Source organism: Bifidobacterium sp. LH_491 (assembly GCF_056356495.1).
Map to the genome: position 1 here is coordinate 879030 of NZ_JBKEUI010000001.1, position 22607 is coordinate 901636.

Sequence of the window (22607 nt, forward strand, 5' to 3'; positions counted from 1 at the left end):
GTTATGGAGTCAGGAACTCATTGCCGCGCGCTCGCCAACGCGTATTGCTGCTCGCGGTTATACAGGCACTCGCAGGTATGCGATGCGTGATCCGCTAAAACATGCAAAACGGGCGGCGGCTTGCCCGGTCACCGCCCGTGAAATGATGTCGTCGTTTGGTCAGTCGTGCAGCAATCCGGTCAATTCGCCAAGCTGCAATTCGAAGCTCACGCCACGTTCTTCGAAGCGCGGCTGGTTACGGGTGCTTTCCATGGCGTTGCGCACGAATTCACCGGCAATGTGCGCCGCCTGCGGCAGCGTGCGACCCGCCATCACCGCGCCGCACAGCGCGGAGGCAAAAGCATCGCCGGTGCCGTGAATCATATATGGCAACTTGTCGTGTGCCATCTCCTGGCGCAGCCGGGCGCCTTCCTGCGCATTGGCCACGTAGTTGCGCAGCATGCCGTCGCCTCGGTCGATGCCTTTGAGCACCACGTTCTTCGCACCCAGCGCCAAAAGCGCATCCAGCCAATCGGTGACCTGTTCATCGTCGAGACACTGGCCCGGGTAATCGCGGTCGGTCAGGATCGACGCTTCGGTCAGGTTCGGCATCAAAACGTCCGCGCCGTCGGCGAGCGCTCCCATGGCTTCGCACAGTTCGGGCGTATAGGTGGGGTACATGACGCCGCCGTCGCCCATGACGGGGTCGACCAGGCGCAGTGCGTTGGGGTATTCACGGTAGAGGCGTTGGATGATGGCCACTTGGTCTGCTGAGCCAAGGAACCCGGAGTAGATACCGTCCAGTTCGACGTGTTCCTCACGCCAGGCGTCTAGGTAGCCGGAGAGGATTTCGGTGGTGTCATGCATGGTGAACACGGGATATTTGGTATGCGCCGAGAACAAGGCGGTGGGTACGGGGCATACGTCGCATCCTGCTGCCGACAGGATGGGGATGGCGGCCGTCAGGGAGCATTTGCCGTAGCCGCACATGTCGTGTACCGCGGCGATGCGGGGAATGTATGAGGGGTTGCGGTCGAACAATGGTGTTTGGCTCATGATGCTGTGCCTTCCTTTGCGGCGTATGGATACCGTACCGACGGTACTACGCTCATCGCTCTTGCGCTACCTGACGTCGCCATGTGGGCGTGGATGCCGTGTTCGCGGCAGTGGCGGCGCTGGCGTCATTCCTGAGGATGATGACGCCTCGATGTTCCGCCTGGCGTACGATGGTGGCAAGGCATCGGTTGTACGTACGGTGGTATCAATCGCCGCACTATGACGGCGACAGCCTGATGAGGGGAGATAATGATGGGTATCGCCATAACAGCAGTGGACGTGGTCAAGGATTACGGTAGCGGCTCAGGAGTCGTGCATGCGTTGCGCAAGGTGAACGTGTCGTTCGAGCAGGGTTGCTTCACGGCAATCATGGGGCCGTCCGGCTCGGGCAAGTCCACGTTGATGCATACGTTGGCCGGTCTTGATACGGTCACTTCGGGCAGCATTCTGTTCGAAGGCCGCGATATTACCAAGCTCAACGACCGGCAGTTGACGTTGATGCGGCGTCGTGACATTGGGTTTATTTTCCAAAGTTTCAATCTGCTGCCGATGTTCAGTGCTGAGCAGAACATCCTGATGCCGTTGACGTTGGCGGGAGACAAGGTGGACCGCGCGTGGTTCAACCAGCTGGTGGATGTGTTGGGTTTGCGTGAGCGTTTAGGGCATCGTCCGCATGAACTGTCGGGCGGTCAGCAGCAGCGGGTGGCCATTGCGCGGGCGTTGGTGGGCAGGCCGAAGCTGGTGTTCGCCGACGAGCCGACCGGCAATCTTGATTCGGCGTCCAGTGCCGAGGTACTGCATTTTCTGCGTCGTTCCGTCAAGGAGATGGGACAGACGATGGTGATGGTGACCCATGATGCGATGGCGGCCGCGTATGCGGACCGTGCGATTGTCGTTGCCGATGGCTGTATTGTCGCCGACGAGCAGCATCCCACGGCCGAACATATGAACGAATTGTTGATTCGTGAGCGTGACCGTGCGGCACGCGTTGTCGAGGTTCCCGCCGAGGTGCCGTCCATGGCGCGATAGTGTGCCGTTGCCTGATTCGTATCCATTGCGCCGCCGCATATTGGGCGGCTTTCGACCAAGGATAATGCTATGTGGTCCATTACCGTCAAACTGATGAAACATAACCTACGCATGCTGGTTCCCGCCGGCATCGCCATTGTGATCGGCTCGGCGTTCATCGCCTGCACCTTCCTGTTCGGCAACGCCATGAACGTATCGTTGAGCAAACAGGTGACCGCCGCATACGGCGACGCGAATTATGTGGTCATGCCGTCGCCGTCCAATGACAACAACGACACCGTGGCTGCGTTGCAGCTCAGCAAATTGCGTGCCGTCGACGGCGTGCGCGGCGCAAGGCCGGATATTGATGCCGGCGTGCTGGTGCGCGTCGCAGACCGGCAGGCTTCCACGGTGAGTGTCGTAGGCGCAGCCGACAAGGCCACGTTGCCGGTGCATGTGGTCGATGGGAGTGTGCCTGATACTGGCTCTGACGGCATTGCCCTGCCTCGTGTGGTGGCAGACCAGCTGCACGTCGTCCCCGGCGATGCGGTAAGCCTGACTTCCGTCGTAACCGACGCCAGCGGAATTGACGCGCAGGTTACCGGCATCACTGATGATCCGAACGGAGCATACTCGTATTACAACGGCGCCGCCGTGGCGTCGGAAGCGTTGATGGCCGAACTCTATGGTGTGCGAGCCCTCGACGACGTTCCCAATCCGAATAGAGTGTACCTGGACATCGATCCGGCGAAGGCTGACAGCGCGACCACCGCAGTGGAACGTATTCTGGGAGAAAATTACTTCGTGCAGTCACGTGAACAGGCAGCCAAGGAGGGCGTTGAACGCTTGAACTCAGGCGGCACCAATGCGGTCACTACGTTCCTGCTGTGTTTCGGCATCCTCGCTATGCTGGTTGCCGCGCTGGTTATTGCCAATACCTTCCAAGTATTGGTCGCGCAACGCAGGCGAATCTTGGCATTGCTGCGCACCATCGGCGCGCAATCGGGACAACTGTATCGCTGTGTGGTGATGGAAGCACTGCTGCTGGGCGTATGCTCCTCGCTGCTTGGCGTGCTGGCAGGGATCGGGATTATGGAGATCATCGCCGCCAGCGACGTGTTCGCATCCATGGGAGGCATTGCGGTGCAGGTATCGGGAGCCGTGGTGGCGGTGCCGGTGCTGTTCGGCACGGCCGTCACCATGTTGGCCAGCCTATCGTCGGCTCGTTCGGCCACCAAAGTCGCCCCCTTGGAAGCCTTGCGGCCGATGGAATCGCCGGTTGTGCGTGCCGCCGGCATCGCGCGTGCCGTCGTCGGTCTCATATTGCTGGCGGGCGGTCTGGCGTGCGCCGTGGGAGCCGCCTGGACTATGCACGAATTATTGGCATCGGACAGCGGGGATACCAACGCCTATTCCTTCGCGCTGCTGACGGCTATCGCAGGCTGCGGCCTGATTTTCCTTGCGGCCACGGTAACCGCCGTGTTTTGGTTGACGGCCCTGATGCATGTGGTGGGGAAGATCGTGTCATGGGCAGGCCCCTCCGCGACGTTGGCGCATGCAAACCTCGGCAAGAATCCCCGTCGAGTCGCGGCCACCGGCACGGCGTTGCTCATTGGCGTGACCCTCGTCTCCTGCATCGCCACCGGAGCGTTGAGCGTCAAGCAAACCGTGGCCGACGAGCTGGCCAATCACTACAGCGTGGATGTGACCGTCCGCGCCCAGTCGTTTGCGCAAGGCAGCGAACATGCCGTCGGCAAGGTGCATGGCGTCGAACGCGCGCTGTTCGCTCCCACCGCCTCCGGGTATGTCGACGTATCGGATGGCGATGGCAGCACGTCGGTCTCCGCCCTGCTGATCGGTGTGCCCGATATGAGCGAGCTGCGAGGTGTCATCAACACGTCCCTGCCTGACGTGAGCTTGCACGACAAGCGGGCGCTCATGCAGCGATACGTCGGCCCGCAAGGCATTGAGGTGAAGAATGGCGCCATAACCATGCATATCGACAATACGGTGGGCTCCAACAGTGCGATGCTGGTCAACGAAGCGGGCGACGGACAGCAACAAGACGCACCGGCGCTCAGCCTGGACGTGATGGCGTCCAACTATCGCAGTGTCTCCGAATATGACGCGACCATATTCGTCAGCGACCGACTGTTCGCCGACGGCACGGTGCAGGCTAGTGGGCAGATCGGTTTGCTCAACGTCGACGACAGCCTGAACGATACGAGCCTGTCGCAAGTGGTGCAGGACGTGCAGCAGGCCGTGAGCGGCGACGATGCTACGGTTGCCGGACCGTTGGCCCAACGCATGCAGTGGGAGCGGGTCGTCGATTCCATGATGATGCTGCTGGTCGGCCTGCTCGCCGTCGCGGTGGTCATCGCGCTCATCGGCGTGGCCAACACGCTCAGCCTGTCGGTTATCGAACGCACCCGTGAATGCGCTACCTTGCGCGCCATCGGCATGACCCGAGGCCAGGTGCGCCGTTCGCTGGCCGTCGAAGCGTTGCTGATCGCCGTCGTCAGCGGCATCGCAGGCATCGCGTTGGGCACCGCATTCGGCTGGCTCGGCACCTACATGGTCATCAGCACGTATGGCACCGCCCAATTCGCATTTGACTGGCGCAGCGACCTGATCATCATCGGCGTATCGGCGGCGGCCGCGTTGCTGGCCAGCGTCATCGCCGCGCATCGTGCCGTGGCCACCGCGCCAGTGGAGGCGTTGGCGGAGGCCTAACGTTCGGCACGTTGCGTGCCGGAGCTTGGCGCGTGTCCACGAAAGCCTGGTGCCGCTTGGTATGTCAAGCGGCACCAGGCTTCTTCATATACGGTGCCGGGCGGCAGCAGTATGGTGCATGTGCCGCCGCCTGGCAATCACACCACGTGGTTTTCGTAGGCGAACACCACGGCCTGCACGCGGTCGCGCGCGTTGATCTTTGCCAGAATATGCGCCACATGGGTTTTGACGGTGGGCATGCTGATGAACAGTTTGTCGGCGATTTCCTGATTGGACAGTCCGTGAGCGATTTCGATCAACACTTCGCGCTCGCGTTCCGTCAGATCGTCGAGTTCGGGATCGGTATAGGTTGACGTGTGCGTGTCGTCGGCGTGCGGCATGGTGTAACCGTCGTTGATCATGTGTTCGATCAGTCGTTTCGTCGCCGAGGGAGCGATGATGGCGTTGCCTTGGTGCACGGTGCGTATGGAGTTGAGCAGGGTTTCGGGTTCGCTGTCTTTGAGGAGGAATCCCGAAGCGCCGGCATTGATGGCGGCCATGACGTATTCGTCAAGATCGAAGGTGGTCAGGATGATGACGCGCGATGTGGCGTCGTCGCCGGCTCCTGGCATGGCCGCACGGCAGATGCGGGTTGTCGCCTCGATGCCGTCCATGCCAGGCATGCGCACATCCATCAGCACCACATCGGGGTGCAATTGCTCGGCGAATGCCACGGCCTGCGCGCCGTCGGCGGCCTGCGCGACCACTTGCATGTCGGGCTGCGAGCCGATGACCATGGCGAAGCCGGCGCGTACGAGTTCCTGGTCGTCGGCGATAACGATGCGAATGCGAGGTGTTGATTCCATATGACTTACTGTATTCCATACTGGGCTTGACTGATGGATGGGCTGGTGCTGGTGTCGTTGTGGGCGTTTACGCCACTGATGGCTTTTGCCGTGATGGTTCGTGGCGTGAGCTTGCGGCTTGCCGATGCAGTTGTTCGTCGAGAGGTTTGGCGGGGGAGAGCTGCATGCCGTCGTTGTCATAGCCGCCGTCGCTGTGTCCGGTTTCGCGCAGTATGCGCAGTAATTCGCGCATACGGGCCAGGGCGTCGCGTCCTTGGCTGCCGATGGCGGCGAATGCATGGTCGATGTCCTGTGGGTCGGCGGGGCGGTGGAGTGTTTCGTAGCGTTGCAGCATGGCCAGTCCTTCATCGGCTTGTTCGATGACCTGCGTGAGCGTGTCCCGTACCTCTTGGCGGATGGAGGCGGCGATGCGGTTGCGTTCTTCGTTGGCGGCAAGAATGCGCTGCTGCTCCTGTTCGGCGGTGATGGCCTGCTCGCGCGCTTGCAGCACCAGTGCATTGGCTCCGGAATTGCGCGCCCATAATGCGGAGGCGATGGTGGCCAGGCTGAGCAAGATGACAATGATTGTCCACATCAGCGAGTCGTACCATATGAGCGGACGAATCGGTCGAATGACAAGCAGCGTGCCCAAGAGTATGGTGTGCCCTTGTGCGGTGCTCCATACTTTCAATCCCACCAGCACCGCATCGGCCAGCGCCGCGGCCGTGGCCCAGCGCACGGCGGACGGTCTGCCGTACAGCGTCACGCAATACAGGGACAGTAGCGCCAACAGATTGATGGCGGGTATATCGGGATAGCACAGCAGCTCCAGCGCGCATAGTACCGCCACATAAGCTGCGCTGCTTTCGGGGAACCGGCGGCGTAAGGCCATGGGAACAACCATCAGCAGACAGATTGCCGTATTGGCCCGCCATGGCGTCGAGGAGCCGAGCAATAGCGAGGCTTGCCATATGCCGACGGTCGCGATCATGAGGGTCAGCAACCCGGCTTCCAGGCAGTCGACCAGCACGTAATGACGCTCCGCCCATTGCGACAAACGCTCCACCCGCGTTCCATGAGACAAGGTGGCCTGGTTGATGTCGCGCGAACGCACATGTGTGATAAGGTCCAGGCACATTCGGCGAAGCGAACCCCGGTGCAACCAGCGTGGTACGGTGAGCGCGATATCGACGCCGGAGACGCGCTGCGTCGCATGGTGGCTGTCGGCTTGACCGTCAGCCGTGATGGCCGGAGCGTCCAACGGCAGTGTGATGCATACCGTAAAACCGCCGTGCTTGCCGGGGCCGGCCGCAAAGCATCCGCCGGCAGCTGTGGCACGTTCGTGCATGCCCGTTAATCCATATCCGGGAAGATGCCCGTCCTGGCAGGCACCCGCGCCGCGCCCATCATCGACGATGCTTACGGTGACGGCATGCTCGTTCCATTGCTCCGTAATCGATACGGTGACATGCGGACCTGCATATTTGCGCACGTTGGATAAGGCTTCCTGCACGACGCGATACAAGGTCTCGCTGTTCGCTGCGGTAAGACGAGGGGATATGGTTCCGGAACGCCGGCGGATCAGGGTTATGTCGGGACAGGCCGCTCGCGCCTGGTCAAGCAGGATATCGATATCCTGGTAGCTTGGATGGGCTGACCCGCCGATAGCGCCCAGCAGTCGCTGCATGTCGCGCAGGGCATGCTGCGATTCTCGGCGAATGGTGTCCATAGTGCGTTTGGCCACTGCGGCGTCGTGCAATCCGGCATAGCGGCCTCCGTCGGACTGCACGATGATGATGGACAGGGTGTGCGCCACCACGTCATGCATGTCCCGGGCGATACGGGCGCGTTCGGCATCCGCCGCCACCTGCCGCACATCGCGCTCGCGTCGCAGCAACGCCTCGTTGCGTTCGCGCATCATGCGAATCGTCGCCATGCGAGCTCGCTGCCACAGTCCCAACACCACCGTCGGTACCAGAAACAGGGTGGCGATCGAGGCGCCCGTCACGACATATTCCACTATGGTCGAGCCGCATTCGCCCGGGGTCATGGCCATGCAAGGCGTCCAATACCAGGAACGTTCGAGCAGTGGCCCTATGGTCAGTGACGCACTGATCATCAACACGCCGATATACGAAATCGAAAAGGCCAGTAGTGTCCATGCGCGCGCCTTTCGCGGATCGCCATGCACGATAACCATGTACAACACCAGCAGCGCCGTGGCGTCCGTGAACAGCATCGACGGGCCGAGCAGCAGTTGCGCCAGGCCTACGGCCACCATGGCCGCGGCGCTCGCCTCAGGCCACCGCCGGCATACGAAGGCAGGGGCCAGCGTCGCCAACGTCCATATCAACGGAGGCGAATCATAGTAGAACAAGAATCCCGGCGCATGCACCATGGAAGTCTGTGCGGCCACAACCGGCAAGGCGATCCACGCCGCCAGCGCCACATTCACCAGCAGCACATGACGTCGGCACCATGCGTTGAACCGTCCTAACCACACACCCATACGCACAAGGCTACCTGTGCGCGCGACTCATCGCCATCATGCGCAGGAATGAGACCGCACAACGCCCTATGATGGACAGCAGACAACCACCTTGCACTGCGATCGCGAAAGGACACCCCATGACGTTGCTCGCACGGTACCATGTTCCCGGACTCGCCGTCGAAGACCACGCCATCGACGCGCCGCTCGACTGGCATGGCAACACGCCCGGCCAAGGCTGGCACGGCGACAGCATCCGCCTGTTCTACCGCATCATATGCGCGCCAGAACGCATACATGATGACCTGCCGTTGCTGGTATTCCTTCAAGGCGGACCAGGAGGCGCGGGGCCGCGCCCCTTAAGCGCACAAACCGAAGGTTGGATCAGCGAGGCCAGCAAGCATTTCCGCATCGTCCTGCCCGATCAGCGCGGCACAGGACGATCCAGCCGCATCGACTCCAACACCATGCGAGCAATCGAATCGGCCCGCGAACAAGCCGACCATCTCAAACGATTCCTCGCGGACTCCATCATCCGCGACATGGAACACCTGCGGCTGCGCGCGTTCCAGGGCCGACGCTGGGCCAGCCTAGGGCAAAGCTACGGCGGATTCCTCACCCTCACCTACCTGTCATTGTTCCCCGAAGCGCTTACCGCCAGCTTCACCACCGGCGGTATCCCGCACATACCCGCCGACGCCAGGGAAGTCTACGAACACACCTTCCCACGCATGGCTGCCAAAACCGAGCAATACTACGCGCGATATCCGCAGGACCGCGAACGCGTCGCCGCGCTCGCCGACCACCTGCAAGCCAACGAGCAGACCCTGCCCAACGGCGACCGGCTCACCATCGAACGACTGCAAACCCTCGGTTCGGACTTCGGCATGAAACCCAGCTTCGAACGTCTACACTGGCTCATGGACGAAGCATTCACCACGCCGGACGGCGAACCGGACGCATACGCCCCGTTAAGCGACGAATTCCTTGCCCACGTCATGGCCGCCACCTCATCGAGGCCCCTTTACTGGCCGCTGCAGGAATTCATCTACGCCAACGGCGAACTCGAACAACCCATCCGCTGGGCCGCCGCACAAGTGCGCGAACAGGATCCGCGATTCGACCCCGCACACCGTCCGCTCATGTTCACCGGCGAGGCGATCTTCCCATGGATGTTCACCCAACAACGCGACCTACGGCCCTACGCCGCAGCCATGGACCTCCTCATGGAAGACACCCACTTCGGCACCATCTATGACGCCGACCAGCTCGCCCGCAACAGCGTACCCCTGCAAGCCGCCGTCTACTATGACGACATGTACGTCGACAGCGGACTGCAACTGGACACCCTATCGCGCATCGGCAACGCCCACGCATGGGTTACCAACCAATACGAACACGACGGCGTCCACGGTACCGGCGTATTCAGCCACCTATACGCCGAAGCCCTCAACCGAGGCGACCTCGCCGCACTGTACTGACCAAGCGCATCCCGTCTGCGTGCGGCGCGACTGCCATCGCACGCAGACGACGGGACACCGTCCCCGCCGACCCGCCAACCCCACCTGACACCAAGGAGCACAACATGGCAACCCCCACCATCGGATTCATCGGCTACGGCAACATGGCACAAGCCATGGCCACCGGCATGATCAACGCGGGCAGCATCGACGCCGCACACGTGATCGCCTGTGCCGCACACTACGACAAACTCACCCGCACCGCCGCCGTCCTTGGCATCCAACCCAAACAAGACGCGCGCGAAGTCGCGCAACAAGCCGACATCATCGTCATCGCCATCAAACCGCACCTCATCGAAAGCGTGCTCGCACCCCTCTCGGACGAACTGAACCGCCCCGGAGTCATCATCATCTCCCTCGCCGCAGGATGGAACCTCGAGCGCTACCGACAACTCCTCGGCGAGCGCGCCCACATCCAATGCATCATCCCCAACACCGCCATGCAAGTGGGCAAAGGCATCGTCATCGCCGAAACGGCGCACACGCTCAGCGACGACGAACAACGCCAGCTGCGACAACTGCTCGAACCCACCGCACTTATCGAATACGTCGACACCGTGCACATGGACATCGCCATGTGCGTCGCCGGATGCGCCCCCGCATTCACCGCCATGTATATCGAGGCGCTCTCCGACGCGGGCGTGAAGTACGGCCTGTCGCGCGAGGCCGCCACCCGGTTGGCGTCCGCCATGGTGGAAGGCGTGGGTGCCTTGCAATTGGCCACCGGCATGCATCCGGGCGCCATGAAAGACGCCGTATGCTCGCCGGGCGGCACCACGATCCGCGGTGTCGCCGCACTGGAACAGCATGGCCTGCGCGGTGCGGTGATCGCCGCCGTGGAAGCCATCGAGGCATAACCCGGCCACGCTGTCCATCGACGCTTGGATGTAGGCTAGCAACCATGTCTCTTACTATCGGAATTGTCGGCTTGCCCAATGTTGGCAAGTCCACCATGTTCAACGCATTGACCCGCAACAATGTGCTCGCGGAAAACTATCCGTTCGCCACCATCGAACCGAACACGGGCGTGGTGCCGCTGCCGGATTCGCGACTGCCCATCCTGGCGCAGCTGGTGCACACCGAGAAGATCGTGCCCGCCACGGTGACGTTCGTGGACATCGCCGGCATCGTCAAAGGCGCGTCGGAAGGCGAAGGCCTGGGCAACAAGTTCCTCGCCAACATCCGCGAAGCCGACGCCATCTGCGAAGTGGTGCGCGCGTTCGACGACGATGACATCGTGCACGTCAACGGCGTGGTCAATCCCGCCGACGACATCGAAACCATCAACACGGAGCTGATCCTCGCCGATTTGCAAACCATCGAAAACGCGCTGCCGAAACTGGAGAAGGACCTGCGCGGCAAGAAGGAAGAACCGGCTTACGTGGAGGCCGTCAAGCAGGCGAAGACCATTCTGGAAGCCGGTCAGACCATCGACCACGCTTCGCGCGAAGGTGGATTCGACAAGGATGCGATCGCCGAACTGCATCTGATGACCGCCAAGCCGTTCATCTACGTATTCAACGTCGACGACGCCGAACTGGCGAACGAAGAGTTCAAAGCCAAGCTCGCGGCTTCGGTCGCGCCCGCACAGGCCATCTTCCTCAACGCGCAGTTCGAATCAGAACTGACGGAACTTGACGACGCCGACGCGCGCGAAATGTTGGCAGACGCCGGGCTGAGCGAATCCGGACTTGACCAGTTGGCCCGCGTGGGATTTTCGATTCTTGGTCTGCAAACCTTCCTGACCGCCGGCGAGAAGGAAGTGCGTGCCTGGCAGATTCATCAAGGCTGGACCGCGCCGCAAGCCGCCGGCGTCATCCACACCGACTTTGAAAAAGGCTTCATCAAAGCCGAAGTGGTATCCTACGATGATTTCGTCGCTGCCGAGGGTAGCATGGCCAAAATCAAGGAGGAGGGCAAACTCCGCTTGGAAGGCAAGGACTACGTCATGCAGGACGGCGACATCGTCGAATTCAAGTTCAACGTGTCCAAATAGATCGCGCCGCTTTTGTGGTTTCGTGACTAATGGCCGTCACCATGTGAACCATCCGGAACATCCGGATGGTTGATCCGTGTTGGAGCGTCCTGCCGAAAGCCATACATTCCGTCAAGTAGAGGTGGTGAGCCATAACCCCGGAGCCCTTGGTCGTCCGGCGCGTCAGGGCAGGCGCAGGTTTACGAACGTTTGTCCTGATGGCGGAAAATGCCGATGATAACACTCACGATGCCGCAGAGCAGACCGCCGATGGGCCATGCGATATTGGAGATCGGCGCGTGGAACACGCTGTTGCCGATAATGCTGATGATGGTGGCGGTGATCATGATGGTGGCGCACGAGGCGCCGATGGAGCGGTCGAGCAACTCGTTGTGCGGGTCGCGCACTCCTTCGTCCCGCTCGGCCTTGGCATTGTACCGCCTTATGTTCATGAGGGATTTACGCATGGTGGTGTAGACAATGAGGCCTACGCCCGCGGCACATAATGCCAGGAAGAGGCTGGTGGGCCAGCCGTCGTCCACGCCGGACACGTCGTCCTTCCAGCTGATCACCGCGACGCCGATAGCCATGAGCGCTGTGGCGAATACGAGTCCAAATGCGAATTGCCGTGCGGCACGCGAGCGATTGGCATCCGTGTAGAAGTCTTCGACGAAGGGGTGACGGCGTCGAAATTGTGCGTGGCTCATAGACGAGGGAATGAGTAGCGCCATGCCGGCAATGCCGCCGCAGGCAATACTGATGAACATGAGGGTGTCGTTGGCGGCGTTGGCTCCCAATATGGATTGCGTGCCGTCGAACAGTTCACCGACCGCGACGCCGAGGATAAGTGCGGCAACGCCCATGGCTGCGGATAGTGAGAAACGACGAGCATGCTCGTCGTAACCGATCATATCTTGCGTCGGTTGGCTGGCAGCGTCGCCGCTACTTTCATTGATGCTATTGCCGCTATCGGCACTATCGGCGCTCGCACCATGGTTGCCGTCATCGCCCGACTCGTCGATGGTGAGGCCGGCGGCGTTGTCAGCTTGCGCGAAGCCATCCGTATGGCCGGCCTGTGGCGCGCGGTCGTACCTCGTTCCGGAAGTGGTGAGGTCGCCCATAACCAGTTCGTCCATCGTGCAGTCGAATAGTTCGCAGATGGTCAGCAGCTTGTCCATTTCCGGATAGGCTTTGTTGGATTCCCATTTGCTGATGGACTGGCGCGAGACGCCGAGCAGCATGGCAAGCCGTTCCTGTGTGAAACGGTGTTGTAGACGCAGGTATTGCAGGTTGGTGTGGAATGGCATGAGGTATTCCTTTCCATCGGAACATCGTGGACGTCTCCACTATGCCGTGATGCCGTTCGGTTCGCTATCAACTTGCAGGCGCACGAGCGTCTGAAGCCGCGCAACCAGCGGTTGCAAGACTGCCATTGCAGGGTTTTGCGAAGCTGATGCTCCTTGAGCAACCATGCTACATGGCGGCGTGATATCTCTCGGCGCAACCACCGTTCGGCGTGTCGCGCCGAGCCGATGGCCATGACGCCACGTCGGTATCCTGCGACGCACCCTACTATGCTATAGTGATGTTAGTACAAATGTTCGAATACTGCGATGGGGGCTGTTCGCGCTCGTCGGATAGTCGCTGCCGGCGGTAGTTCGGCGGGAGGGAATCATGGCGGATGCGCGTGAATGCGGGGAGCGGGAAAACCGCGCCTACATCGCCATTGATTTGAAATCCTTTTACGCGTCCGCAGAGTGCGTGGCTCGAGGCCGTGACCCGCTGACCACCAATTTGGTGGTGGCCGACGTATCGCGCACGTCAAAAACCATTTGCCTGGCAGTATCCCCGTCATTGAAACAACTCGGCATTGGAGGGCGCGCCCGATTGTTTGAGGTGCAACAGGCGATAGCGCGCGAGAACGAGCGACGCCGATGCGCCTTGCCGACACGCACGCTGGCAGGATCGAGCGACGACGCCACCATATTGACGCAACACCCACAAATGGCGGTAAGCTACATCGCCGCCAAACCACGAATGTCGTATTACGAGGAATTAAGCGGCGCCGTGTACGGCGTGTATTTACGCTACGCTTCCGAAAGGGACATTCATGTGTACTCCATCGACGAAGTATTCATTGACGTGACACATTACCTACGCGCGCATGGGATGGGCGCTCGCGAGTTGGCCGGAGTCATGGTGCGCGATGTGCTGGCCGCGACCGGCATTACCGCCACAGCGGGTATCGGCACCAATATGTACTTGGCGAAGGTGGCCATGGATATTGTGGCCAAGCATATTCCCGCCGATGAGCATGGCGTGCGGGTTGCCGAGCTTGACGAACGTTCGTACCGGCAATTGTTGTGGGGGCACCGCCCGTTGACTGATTTTTGGCGTATTGGCAGGGGTACGGCCCGACGGCTTGAGGAACATGGCATGCTCACCATGGGCGATGTGGCGCGGTGTTCCTTGGGCTCTCCGAACGAGTATTACAACGAAGAGCTGCTGTATCGCTTGTTTGGTGTGAACGCCGAGCTACTGATCGATCATGCGTGGGGAGCGGAGTCTTGCACGATTGCCGATATCAAATCGTATCGGCCTGCGGAGAACAGTATTGGCAGCGGGCAGGTGTTACAGCAGCCCTATACCGCGTCACAGGCTCGTATTGTGGTGCGTGAGATGGCGGATGCGCTGGCGTTGTCGTTGGTGGAGCAGGGGTTGGTCGCCGATCGGATCGCGTTGTCGGTGGCCTATGACCGTGGCTCGCCGACGTTTTCCGGTAGTTCCGGCAGTGCGGTTATGGACCGGTACGGCCGTTCGGTGCCCAAGCCGTCGCAGGGAGCGCGTGATCTCGGCGAATACACGTCGTCGATGCGGCGTATTGCTCAGGCCGCGGTGCGATTGTATGACGATATCGTGGATACGAAGATGTTGGTACGCCATGTGAATATCACGGCATGTCGGGTGGTTCGTCGTGAGGATGCCGCCGATCGGCAACGTTATGTGCAACCGGATCTATTTGCGGCTGACGATTCCGTGCATGAGCGGGGTGGTGGGATCCGTTCGGGCTCGTCGGAATTGGGGATGCGGGAGCTGAATGCCGACGCTGTAGCCGATGATGCAACATCGGCGGGAGAGCGTGAATATGAGGTGCAACGCACGCTGTTGGCCGTCAAGCATAAATTCGGCAACAACGCCGTGCTTACGGGCACCAATCTCGAACCTTGCGCCACTGGAAGGCAGCGCAATGAGCAGATCGGAGGGCATGCCGCATGAGTTTGCAGGATACCCACCGTTATGATGACATCATTGACTTGCCTCGGCCTGTTTCGCGCCGCCATGCTCCCATGTCGCGGGCTCAGCGCGCCGCGCAGTTCATGCCGTTTGCGGCACTTGCGGGATACGGTGGGGTTATCGCACGGGTCAATCATGAGCATGAGTTGCGCGTCGCTGCTGGGGAAGGTGCTTTCTGCATCGATTCGTTCGGCGCCGAGGGGATCGTGTGACGGGATATGCTCGGTGGGTAGGGCCGGGGACCCGCGTTGCTGGCGGGATTGCCGTGTGATGCGCTGGTTGGCGTCACGAATACGCAGTGCACCTGGTTGGGCATATCGTTGTGGGATGTTGCGTTCTTTCCGTGTCGTAGAGATATGCCGTGTTAGGCTAGGGGAGGATTCCCTCATTGGCGGAATGGAGTGCGCAAAGGAGCGACGTATGGCTATGGAAAACGATCGGGATAATGGCTTCGCCGGCGAGCGGCGGCGACCGAATGTATTGGTTGTCCTCACCGACGATCAGGGGCCTTGGGCGTTGAGCCGCACCATGCCCGAATTGGTGACGCCCACGTTGGATGAGTTTATGGACTCCGCCACAACCTTCAATAATTATTATTGCGCCTCGCCGGTATGTTCGCCTGCGCGAGCCTCGTTGCTTACCGGGCGTATGCCGTCGGCTCACGGAGTGCATGATTGGCTTAATGGCGAAAGTCACCCGGAGGGCCGCGAAGATATTTTCCTCGGTGGCTTGACCACATTGCCCGAAGTATTGAATCGTGCTGGCTATACATGTGCGATGAGTGGCAAATGGCATGTGGGGACATCGCGTTATCCAGCGCCTGGTTTTGATTTCTGGTATGCCCACCGTATTGGTGGAGGTCCGTATTTCCATGCCCCTATTTGGGATGAGCGTGGCCGCAAGGCGGAGGAGCCGCGGTACTTCACGTATGCGGTAACGGACGAGGCGTGTCGCTTCCTTGACGAGTTTGCAGACGGTACGGTGGGTTCTGGTCAGGAGGATGCGCCGTTTTATTTGCAGGTGAATTTCACGGCACCGCATTTGCCGTGGCTGAACAATCATCCCCAGGATTTGTATGACTTGTATGAGGGGTGTGATTTTGAGTCGGTGCCGCGATTGGAACGTCATCCGTGGTCGCGACCGCGCACGGAGTTTGAGGATACGTATCGCAACCCCACTCCATATTTACAGGGCTATGCTGCTGCGATTTCCGGCGTGGACCGTTCGATGAAACGATTGGTGGACAAGCTGCAAGAGCATGGTTGGCAGGACAATACGGTCGTCGTGTACATGTCGGATAACGGCTATAGCTGTGGCCATCATGGCATTTGGGGGAAGGGCAATGGCACATATCCGTTGAATTTCTGGGAAAATTCAGTTCGTGTGCCGTTCATCATCCATATGCCCGGACAGCAGGAGTCCCATGACATCGACAGTCATGTGTCTGCGACGAGTTTCTTGCCGACGATTTGCGACATTGTCGGGGTGCAGATGCCGGAAGATCCGCTGCGGGCTGGAGCCTCAGTCAAGGACCTCATCATTGCGGGCATCGATGTGCCGGCGTATGAGTCGGTGATGGTGTTTGACGAATATGGCGGCGGTCGTATGGTGCGTAGCGGCGAATATAAGTTGGTGGAACGCTATGACGGTCCGGGCGAGCTGTATAACCTGGCGAATGATCCATATGAGGAGGAGAACCTGTTCGGCACGCGTGCCTACGCGGCGGTGCAGCGCAATCTTCACGAGTGTTTGTGGGAATGGTTCGCGCATCATGAGACGGCTGCCGATCGGGCGTGGGAGCGTGACGTGCAAGGGTGGGGCCAGATTCATCCGGTGCGCCGTGGGTATGACGATCCGCATACGTACAATCAGGAGCTTAAGTTGCGGTGACGCATTGCCCCGACCGTGAGGTGCGGCAATACCTCAGATCGGGGGATTGTCGCGAATAGGAGAACGTGAATATGGTTGTTCGGATGCCGTTTACCGTTGTGGCTAAACCTACGGGAGCAGCCTGCAACCTGGACTGTACGTATTGTTTTTTCCTTTCCAAGGAATTGTTGTACGACGTCAAACGGCAGACTATGACTTTGCAGGTGGCGCATCGGTATATTGATGCCCACCTGCGCGATCATCCCGACGGCGAGGTGCCGTTGGTATGGCAGGGCGGCGAACCGACATTGCGAGGTGTCGAGTTTTTCCGCGATGTCTTTGCGTATGCGGCTTCTCAAGCGCGGACGGGCCAGCGAGTACATCATTGTTTGCAGACCAATGCCACGTTGATTGACGATGAGTGGGCTCGGCTTCTCGCGGAATACGACGTGCTGGTGGGTGTCAGTTGTGATGGACCTCAGCGATTGCATGATGTCTATCGACTCAACAAGGGCGGACGCGGTACGTTCGATGCGGTGGAACGCGGATGGGAATGCTTGCAGCGCCATGGCGTGCAGACGAATGTGCTGTGCACGGTGCACGCCGCCAATGAATCGTCTGCACTTGAGGTGTATCGCTTCTTTACCAGGCAGTGGGATGCTCGTTACATTCAGTTCATTCCGATTGTGGAGCGGGTGGATGCCGAGCGTGCCGCCCAAGTGCGTGATGGTTGGCGGGTCACTGGTTCGAAGCGGGTGTTGTACACGCAGTCCGGGCGTGGCGTTACCGAGAGGTCGGTATCCCCGCGTGGATGGGGTTCATTCCTGTCGTCGGTGTTTGACGAGTGGGTGACCCATGATGTGGGTCGTGTGTCGGTGCAGCATTTCGACATGATGGTGAACAAGTTGTTTGGCGTGGAGACGGTGTGTTCGCATGCCGCGCGTTGCGGCAATGCTTTGGCGATTGAGTTCAATGGTGATATTTACTCTTGCGACCATTATGTCGAGCCTGGATATCGGTTGGGCAATGTGGCTTCGATGGGATTTGCCCAGGCTTTGAATGATGAGCGTCAGCGCCGTTTCGGCGAGGATAAAACATACTTGACCGCACAATGTTTGCGTTGTCCTGTGCGTGTATTTTGTCAAGGCGGCTGTCCGAAGGATCGTTTTGTAGATGTGGGTGAGTCCGTGCGGGAGGATGGACGTCCGGGGCCGTTACTGAATTATTTATGCACCGGTTATCGTGATTTTTTCACGCATGCCATGCCGGATGTTTTGGCGCTGGGTGCGTTGCTGAAGTCTGGCGTCGACCCGAGTGCGATATTGGATCAACGGATAAGGAATCGTTTGCGTTCTGCCTATGTGTGACAATGCCGCTTGATGAATCGCAGTCTAGATGGGACGTGACATTTCCACGATATAAAACGGATAGTTTTTGCAATATTGTCGTACTTATGGCATACTGGAGCGGCGTTATCTATACGTACTATTTCTTCGTCAATGTGGATGCAGAAAAGAGGAATGTTATATGAAACAATTTTCTACACGTCGTACCATTCGCACCTTGGCTGTGCTGTGTACGGCAGGTGTGATGGTGCCTTTGGCGGCGTGTGGCGTGTCAAACGCTGCGTCAGTAAATATTTCGTTCTATTCGTATTTTCAAAAAAGTCAGATTGGCACTGTTATACAGTCTTTTGAGCGGATGTATCCGAACATCAAGATCGACGTGCAGTACGGCCAGGATTCCACCCAGTACATGCAGACGCTGCAGACCCGCCTGTCGGGCGGCGCCCCTCCGACAATCTTCAACATGACCATGGATAACCGCACCAATATCATGGAGGCTGGCTATCCGCTGGATTTGACTGGTGAAAAGTTCCTCGATGGCATCGACCCGACGAACTTCACCCTGTTCCAGCAGGACGGCAAGACCTACGCCATGCCGGTGTCGGCTTGGGTGGGCGTGATGTTCTACAACAAGGACATCCTCAAGGAGGCCGGCTACACGGAGTTCCCCAAGACGTGGGACGACTTCATCGCCATGGGCAAGAAGATCAACGACATGGGCAAGACCGCCTTCCTCGAGGACTTCAACACAGGTCCATCCGGCACGTTCGAGGCGCTGCTGGCCAGCAAGTACGCGGCCGACGGCAACGCCACGCAGGACGAGGTGATCTGGAACGGCAAGTCCACGTTCGCCAAGGAGTGGACGCCGGCGCTGCAGGAGTGGGACAAGGCCGTCAAGGCGGGCGTCATCCCGCAGAAGAGCGTCGGCCTGTCGGCCGACCAGGTCAAGCAGGAGTTCATCACGGGCAGCCTGGCCGTGATGCGTTCCGGCCCGTGGGATTTGGCTGACGTGCGTGCCGCTGGCATTAATCTCGGCGTGGCCGCGATGCCGGCGTACGGCGACGGCGAGCAGTGGATCAACGGCGGCCCGGACCAGGGCTTCGCGATCGCCGCCAAGGCGAGCAAGGAGCAGCAGGACGCCGCCAAGAAGTTCCTGGCCTACCTCAACAGCAAGGACGGTCTGAAGGCTTTCGTCACTGCTGCTCAGACTATGTCGTTGTCTGATAAATACCGTACCGATCCCCCTGCGGAATTGGCGCAGGTCATCAAGGATTATGTCAATACCAATAAGTTCTACTGGGTGAACTTCTCCAAGTCAGCATCGGGCCTGATGTCGGAGATGACTGCCCAACAGCAGCAGCTGGTCCAGGGCAAGATCACGCCATTGCAATTTGCGCAGCACATGGATGAGGCCATGGCCAAGGCGCAGTAGGTGTTACGGCTATAGACGGTAACGATGCAATGATGGTGCGTCGAATTGGCGGGTTCACGTATCCGACGCACCATCATCGACAACGATGCGCGATATAGCGCAAAGCATTGTCTTGCAAATGCCCAGAGTATGAAAAAGGCTTCCTCAATCGGAAGCCTTGTCTGTGGAGCTAAGGGGATTCGAACCCCTGACCCTCTCCATGCCATGGAGATGCGCTACCAGCTGCGCCATAGCCCCGTCTGTTCTGTTGTGAACGTAGAACATCTTACACATGGTTTTTCGTAAGCGGTGATTCGGCGTGTCCCGTGTTGTGGTGCTTCGGGAAGTATGACTGATAGCCTTGTAGAGAATCGCGAAAGCGACCTGATTAGTGGAAGCAATGTCGTAGCAACACTGAAGGAAATTGTGGGTAGCACATATGTTTGTGTCGTCAATAGGACATTCTTGGTGATTTTGCTCACAAAAATGTGTTCACTGAATGTGTATCTGCGCATAGTGCAGTACCCTTGAACTACATCGCCTTTTAGGAAAGGATGCGACTATGGCAACACTCACTGCGGAGATGAAGACATTCATTGAGAATAATCTCGCTTGGATTACCACTGTGAACAAGGATGGCGAGCTCGACCTCGGTCCGAAGATGTCCATGTTCGTGCTGGACGATCATCATTTGGCGTATCACGAGCGTACCGCCGGGCAGCATTATCGCAATTTGCAAGATGGCAGTCCGCTGGTTATCGCCGTCGCCAACTTGGCGGAGAAGAAGGGCTATCGTTTCCGGGGCACGGTTACCTTGCACACGGATGACGATATCTATAATGAGCAGGTCAAGGTGGCTGAGGCCAATGGCACCAAGATTCCGGCCGCCATTCCGGTCATGGAAGTAACGGAGATTCAGGATCTGAGTTCTGGCGCTACTGCCGGCAAGACCATCGAGAAGGACTGATTCCGGTCATCGACTTGACGACGGCACCGCGTTGTAGGCGTGGTGCCGTCGTCGTATGTTGGGCAAGCGTTTCCGATCCGGCATGTCTGGTACCCGTCGGCGGTACAGTGGTGGGCGCGCTGGAATACGCATCGTGGCGTGTGGGTATAGGGAAGGAAGGCAGCGGTTCAATGACTTCAAAGAGGGTCGTGCAAGAGCAGGGTACGTTTGACCAAGAGGGGAAAGAGCGAGTGGGGGCTGTGGCCATCAATGCGTTAACTCCTGCGGAAACCGAAGAGGCGGTGAAGAAGGCCGGCGAGCGCAAGATTAAAGTGGATGCCACGCGCACGATTGTGTCGGCGATGTTCGCCGGGATGTTCATCGGTTTTGGCGCGTTGTTTTTCCTTATCGTAACGTCGGATGCCACGGTGGCTTGGGGCGTTCAGCGGTTCATGGGTGGCCTGGCCTTCTGTATGGGGCTGGTGTTGGTGTTGTGTTGTGGAGCTGAATTGTTCACCGGCAACTCATTGATGGTCAGTGATGTGGCGTCTCGGCGTATTAGGTGGGTCTCGATGGTCAAGCAGTGGGTGTTGGTATGGATTGGCAATGCCTTGGGTGCGGCGCTGTTGGTGGTGTTGTTGTGTGTGGCGGGCACCATGGGATTGCATGATGGTGCGGTGGGTGCGGTGGCGGTGTCCACTGCGGTGTCGAAGGCGACGTTGCCGTGGGGTGTGGCGTTTGTGCGCGGCATGCTGTGCAATATTTTGGTGTGTCTGGCGGTACGCATCGGTTTTGCGGCGCGTTCGGTGGCGGACAAGGTCTTGGGCATTCTATTGCCCATTGCGGGCTTTGTGGCCATGGGCTTCGAGCACTGTGTGGCGAATATGTTCTTCCTGCCGCTTGGATGGGCTTCGTCGCTGATGGGGTACGGCGATGGTGCGACGGTTTCATGGTTGGGCATCGCTTTGAATTTGTCTGCGGCGACCTTGGGCAATATTGTGGGCGGCTCGTTGTTTGTGGCATTGGCCTACTGGTTCCTGCACGAGCCGGCTTCCCAGGGCGGCCGTTTGTCGTGTGCGTTGCCGAAGCGCAACCGCTAGCAGTATCGTTCGCTGGAGGCGTTGTCCGCGCCCTGCCCAACTATGGTTGCGGCTACGATGGAATTATCGCCGTATCGATGGGAAGAGGTTGCGAACCATGATTCATGAAGTGATGTTGTTGCGCCACGGCCGCACTACCTACAACTTGCAGCGCCGGCTGCAAGGACAAATCGATATTCCATTGGATATTGTGGGGCAATGGCAGGCCGATCAGAGCGCTATGGAACTCGACCAGCGTCTGTATTGGGCGAAAGTTGCCAATATCGCCAGCCACCATGAACTTCTGGCGCAGCCCGGTCCGGATGCCGCGCGGCGCAGTGATGCCGGCGAATATGATCGTTCTCCCGCGGCGCAACGTCGTTTGGTGGTGCTGTCGTCCGATTTGTTCCGCGCCCAGCAGACGGCGCATGCGGTAGCCGATCCCTTGGGTGTGCCGGTGACGGTGGACGTGCGCCTGCGTGAGCGGAGCTTTGGTCGATGGGAGGGGATGACCCGCGAGGAGATTCAGCAGATGGATCCGCAAGCCTATGCGTCGTGGAAGTCTCATATGGGCGGCGAGTCGACGTATGGCGTGGAGAGCAAGACGCATGCGGGACGGCGTGGCTTGTCGGCTATCAACGACATGGTGCGACAGTATCGCGACGATCCGATCCCGACGACTTTGTTGCTGGTGGGGCATGGCTCGTGGATTACCAGCACGATCGGCGTCATGCTCGGCATCGACGTGGATACCACGGACGCGTTGGGTGCCGGTGTACGCAACGCGCATTGGTCGACGCTCGTACCGTCGTATCGAGACGATGGTACGGTGCATTGGAAGCTGACGGAATATAATCTGGGTCCAGCCATTTCACGCACGGTCGACTGGGAGAATGGGCCAGAGTGGTTACGCCCTGAGGATATGCCGTTGTGGAAACCTTGGGTAGATGGCGAGGCAAAACCGGCGAAGTAGCGTGTCATTCGGTGTGACGGTCGGATGAGCACATGATGCTAGACCACCGCGTGGGCTATGGTGGTGGGTGATTGTGGGCTTATCGTAGCGTCGTATTGACGGCGGG

At 59.4% G+C, this 22607-nt stretch carries 18 protein-coding genes and 1 tRNA gene; 14 read left to right on the plus strand and 5 right to left on the minus strand.

The features are described 5' to 3' along the window. Positions 1-159: 159 nt before the first annotated feature. Positions 160-1035 (minus strand): pyridoxamine kinase, encoded by an 876-nt coding sequence (locus AC1AWK_RS03215; RefSeq protein WP_476568064.1) that lies wholly within the window; start codon positions 1033-1035, stop codon positions 160-162. Here AC1AWK_RS03215 and AC1AWK_RS03220 point away from each other — a divergent pair. The 3 genes from AC1AWK_RS03220 to AC1AWK_RS03230 all read left to right on the plus strand — a co-directional run bounded on the left by AC1AWK_RS03220 (position 1034) and on the right by AC1AWK_RS03230 (position 4776). Next, positions 1034-1258, plus strand: a complete 225-nt coding sequence (locus tag AC1AWK_RS03220) for a hypothetical protein (RefSeq protein ID WP_476568066.1) — start codon at positions 1034-1036, stop codon at positions 1256-1258. The genes AC1AWK_RS03215 and AC1AWK_RS03220 overlap by 2 nt on opposite strands. A gap of 26 nt (positions 1259-1284) precedes the next feature. Then, entirely contained in the window at positions 1285-2064 is a 780-nt protein-coding gene (locus AC1AWK_RS03225) for an ABC transporter ATP-binding protein (protein ID WP_476568068.1), read from the plus strand. A 69-nt stretch (positions 2065-2133) separates the two neighbouring features. Then, the gene (locus AC1AWK_RS03230) at positions 2134-4776 is read left to right on the plus strand and encodes an ABC transporter permease (RefSeq protein ID WP_476568069.1); all 2643 of its coding nucleotides are present in this window, start codon (positions 2134-2136) and stop codon (positions 4774-4776) included. A 137-nt stretch (positions 4777-4913) separates the two neighbouring features. On the opposite strand, the gene AC1AWK_RS03235 is transcribed toward AC1AWK_RS03230, so the two are convergent. Both AC1AWK_RS03235 and AC1AWK_RS03240 read right to left on the minus strand, forming a co-directional pair. After that, positions 4914-5621, minus strand: a complete 708-nt coding sequence (locus AC1AWK_RS03235) for a response regulator (protein WP_476568070.1) — start codon at positions 5619-5621, stop codon at positions 4914-4916. Positions 5622-5688: 67 nt separating this feature from the next. Next, positions 5689-8109, minus strand: coding sequence for a sensor histidine kinase (locus AC1AWK_RS03240; protein ID WP_476568071.1), 2421 nt, complete (start codon positions 8107-8109; stop codon positions 5689-5691). Between the two features lie 119 nt (positions 8110-8228). On the opposite strand from AC1AWK_RS03240, the gene AC1AWK_RS03245 reads away from it, so the two are divergent. The 3 genes from AC1AWK_RS03245 to ychF all read left to right on the plus strand — a co-directional run bounded on the left by AC1AWK_RS03245 (position 8229) and on the right by ychF (position 11604). After that, positions 8229-9569: an alpha/beta fold hydrolase gene (locus tag AC1AWK_RS03245; protein WP_476568073.1), complete on the plus strand. Its 1341-nt coding sequence runs from the start codon at positions 8229-8231 to the stop codon at positions 9567-9569. Positions 9570-9673: 104 nt separating this feature from the next. Continuing rightward, complete coding sequence (gene proC / locus AC1AWK_RS03250; protein ID WP_476568074.1) at positions 9674-10465, plus strand: pyrroline-5-carboxylate reductase; 792 nt, start codon at positions 9674-9676, stop codon at positions 10463-10465. A gap of 44 nt (positions 10466-10509) precedes the next feature. Beyond that, entirely contained in the window at positions 10510-11604 is a 1095-nt protein-coding gene (gene ychF / locus AC1AWK_RS03255; protein WP_476568076.1) for a redox-regulated ATPase YchF, read from the plus strand. A gap of 179 nt (positions 11605-11783) precedes the next feature. Here the strand turns inward: ychF and AC1AWK_RS03260 are convergent, their stop codons facing one another. Continuing rightward, positions 11784-12890, minus strand: coding sequence for a helix-turn-helix domain-containing protein (locus AC1AWK_RS03260; RefSeq protein WP_476568078.1), 1107 nt, complete (start codon positions 12888-12890; stop codon positions 11784-11786). Positions 12891-13257: 367 nt separating this feature from the next. Here AC1AWK_RS03260 and AC1AWK_RS03265 point away from each other — a divergent pair, with 367 nt between their 5' ends. From AC1AWK_RS03265 to AC1AWK_RS03285, 5 genes are all read left to right on the plus strand, one after another. Continuing rightward, positions 13258-14859, plus strand: coding sequence for a Y-family DNA polymerase (locus tag AC1AWK_RS03265; RefSeq protein WP_476568080.1), 1602 nt, complete (start codon positions 13258-13260; stop codon positions 14857-14859). Next, positions 14856-15089 (plus strand): hypothetical protein, encoded by a 234-nt coding sequence (locus tag AC1AWK_RS03270; protein WP_476568082.1) that lies wholly within the window; start codon positions 14856-14858, stop codon positions 15087-15089. Before AC1AWK_RS03265 ends, AC1AWK_RS03270 begins: the two co-directional genes overlap by 4 nt. Before the next feature lie 208 nt (positions 15090-15297). Then, entirely contained in the window at positions 15298-16767 is a 1470-nt protein-coding gene (locus AC1AWK_RS03275) for a sulfatase-like hydrolase/transferase (RefSeq protein ID WP_476568084.1), read from the plus strand. Positions 16768-16850: 83 nt separating this feature from the next. Further along, a complete protein-coding gene (locus AC1AWK_RS03280; RefSeq protein WP_476568085.1) occupies positions 16851-18113 on the plus strand; it encodes an anaerobic sulfatase maturase in 1263 nt (420 codons plus the stop codon). Between the two features lie 160 nt (positions 18114-18273). Beyond that, the gene (locus AC1AWK_RS03285; RefSeq protein WP_476568087.1) at positions 18274-19524 is read left to right on the plus strand and encodes an ABC transporter substrate-binding protein; all 1251 of its coding nucleotides are present in this window, start codon (positions 18274-18276) and stop codon (positions 19522-19524) included. A 164-nt stretch (positions 19525-19688) separates the two neighbouring features. Here the strand turns inward: AC1AWK_RS03285 and AC1AWK_RS03290 are convergent. Next, positions 19689-19761 (minus strand) — tRNA-Ala (locus AC1AWK_RS03290). Between the two features lie 304 nt (positions 19762-20065). Between AC1AWK_RS03290 and AC1AWK_RS03295 the strand changes: the two genes are divergently transcribed. The 3 genes from AC1AWK_RS03295 to AC1AWK_RS03305 all read left to right on the plus strand — a co-directional run bounded on the left by AC1AWK_RS03295 (position 20066) and on the right by AC1AWK_RS03305 (position 22501). Further along, a complete protein-coding gene (locus AC1AWK_RS03295; RefSeq protein ID WP_476568089.1) occupies positions 20066-20470 on the plus strand; it encodes a pyridoxamine 5'-phosphate oxidase family protein in 405 nt (134 codons plus the stop codon). 170 nt (positions 20471-20640) lie between these two features. After that, positions 20641-21549, plus strand: coding sequence for a formate/nitrite transporter family protein (locus AC1AWK_RS03300; RefSeq protein WP_476568091.1), 909 nt, complete (start codon positions 20641-20643; stop codon positions 21547-21549). 97 nt (positions 21550-21646) lie between these two features. Next, positions 21647-22501, plus strand: a complete 855-nt coding sequence (locus AC1AWK_RS03305) for a histidine phosphatase family protein (protein ID WP_476568093.1) — start codon at positions 21647-21649, stop codon at positions 22499-22501. Positions 22502-22607 lie beyond the last annotated feature (106 nt).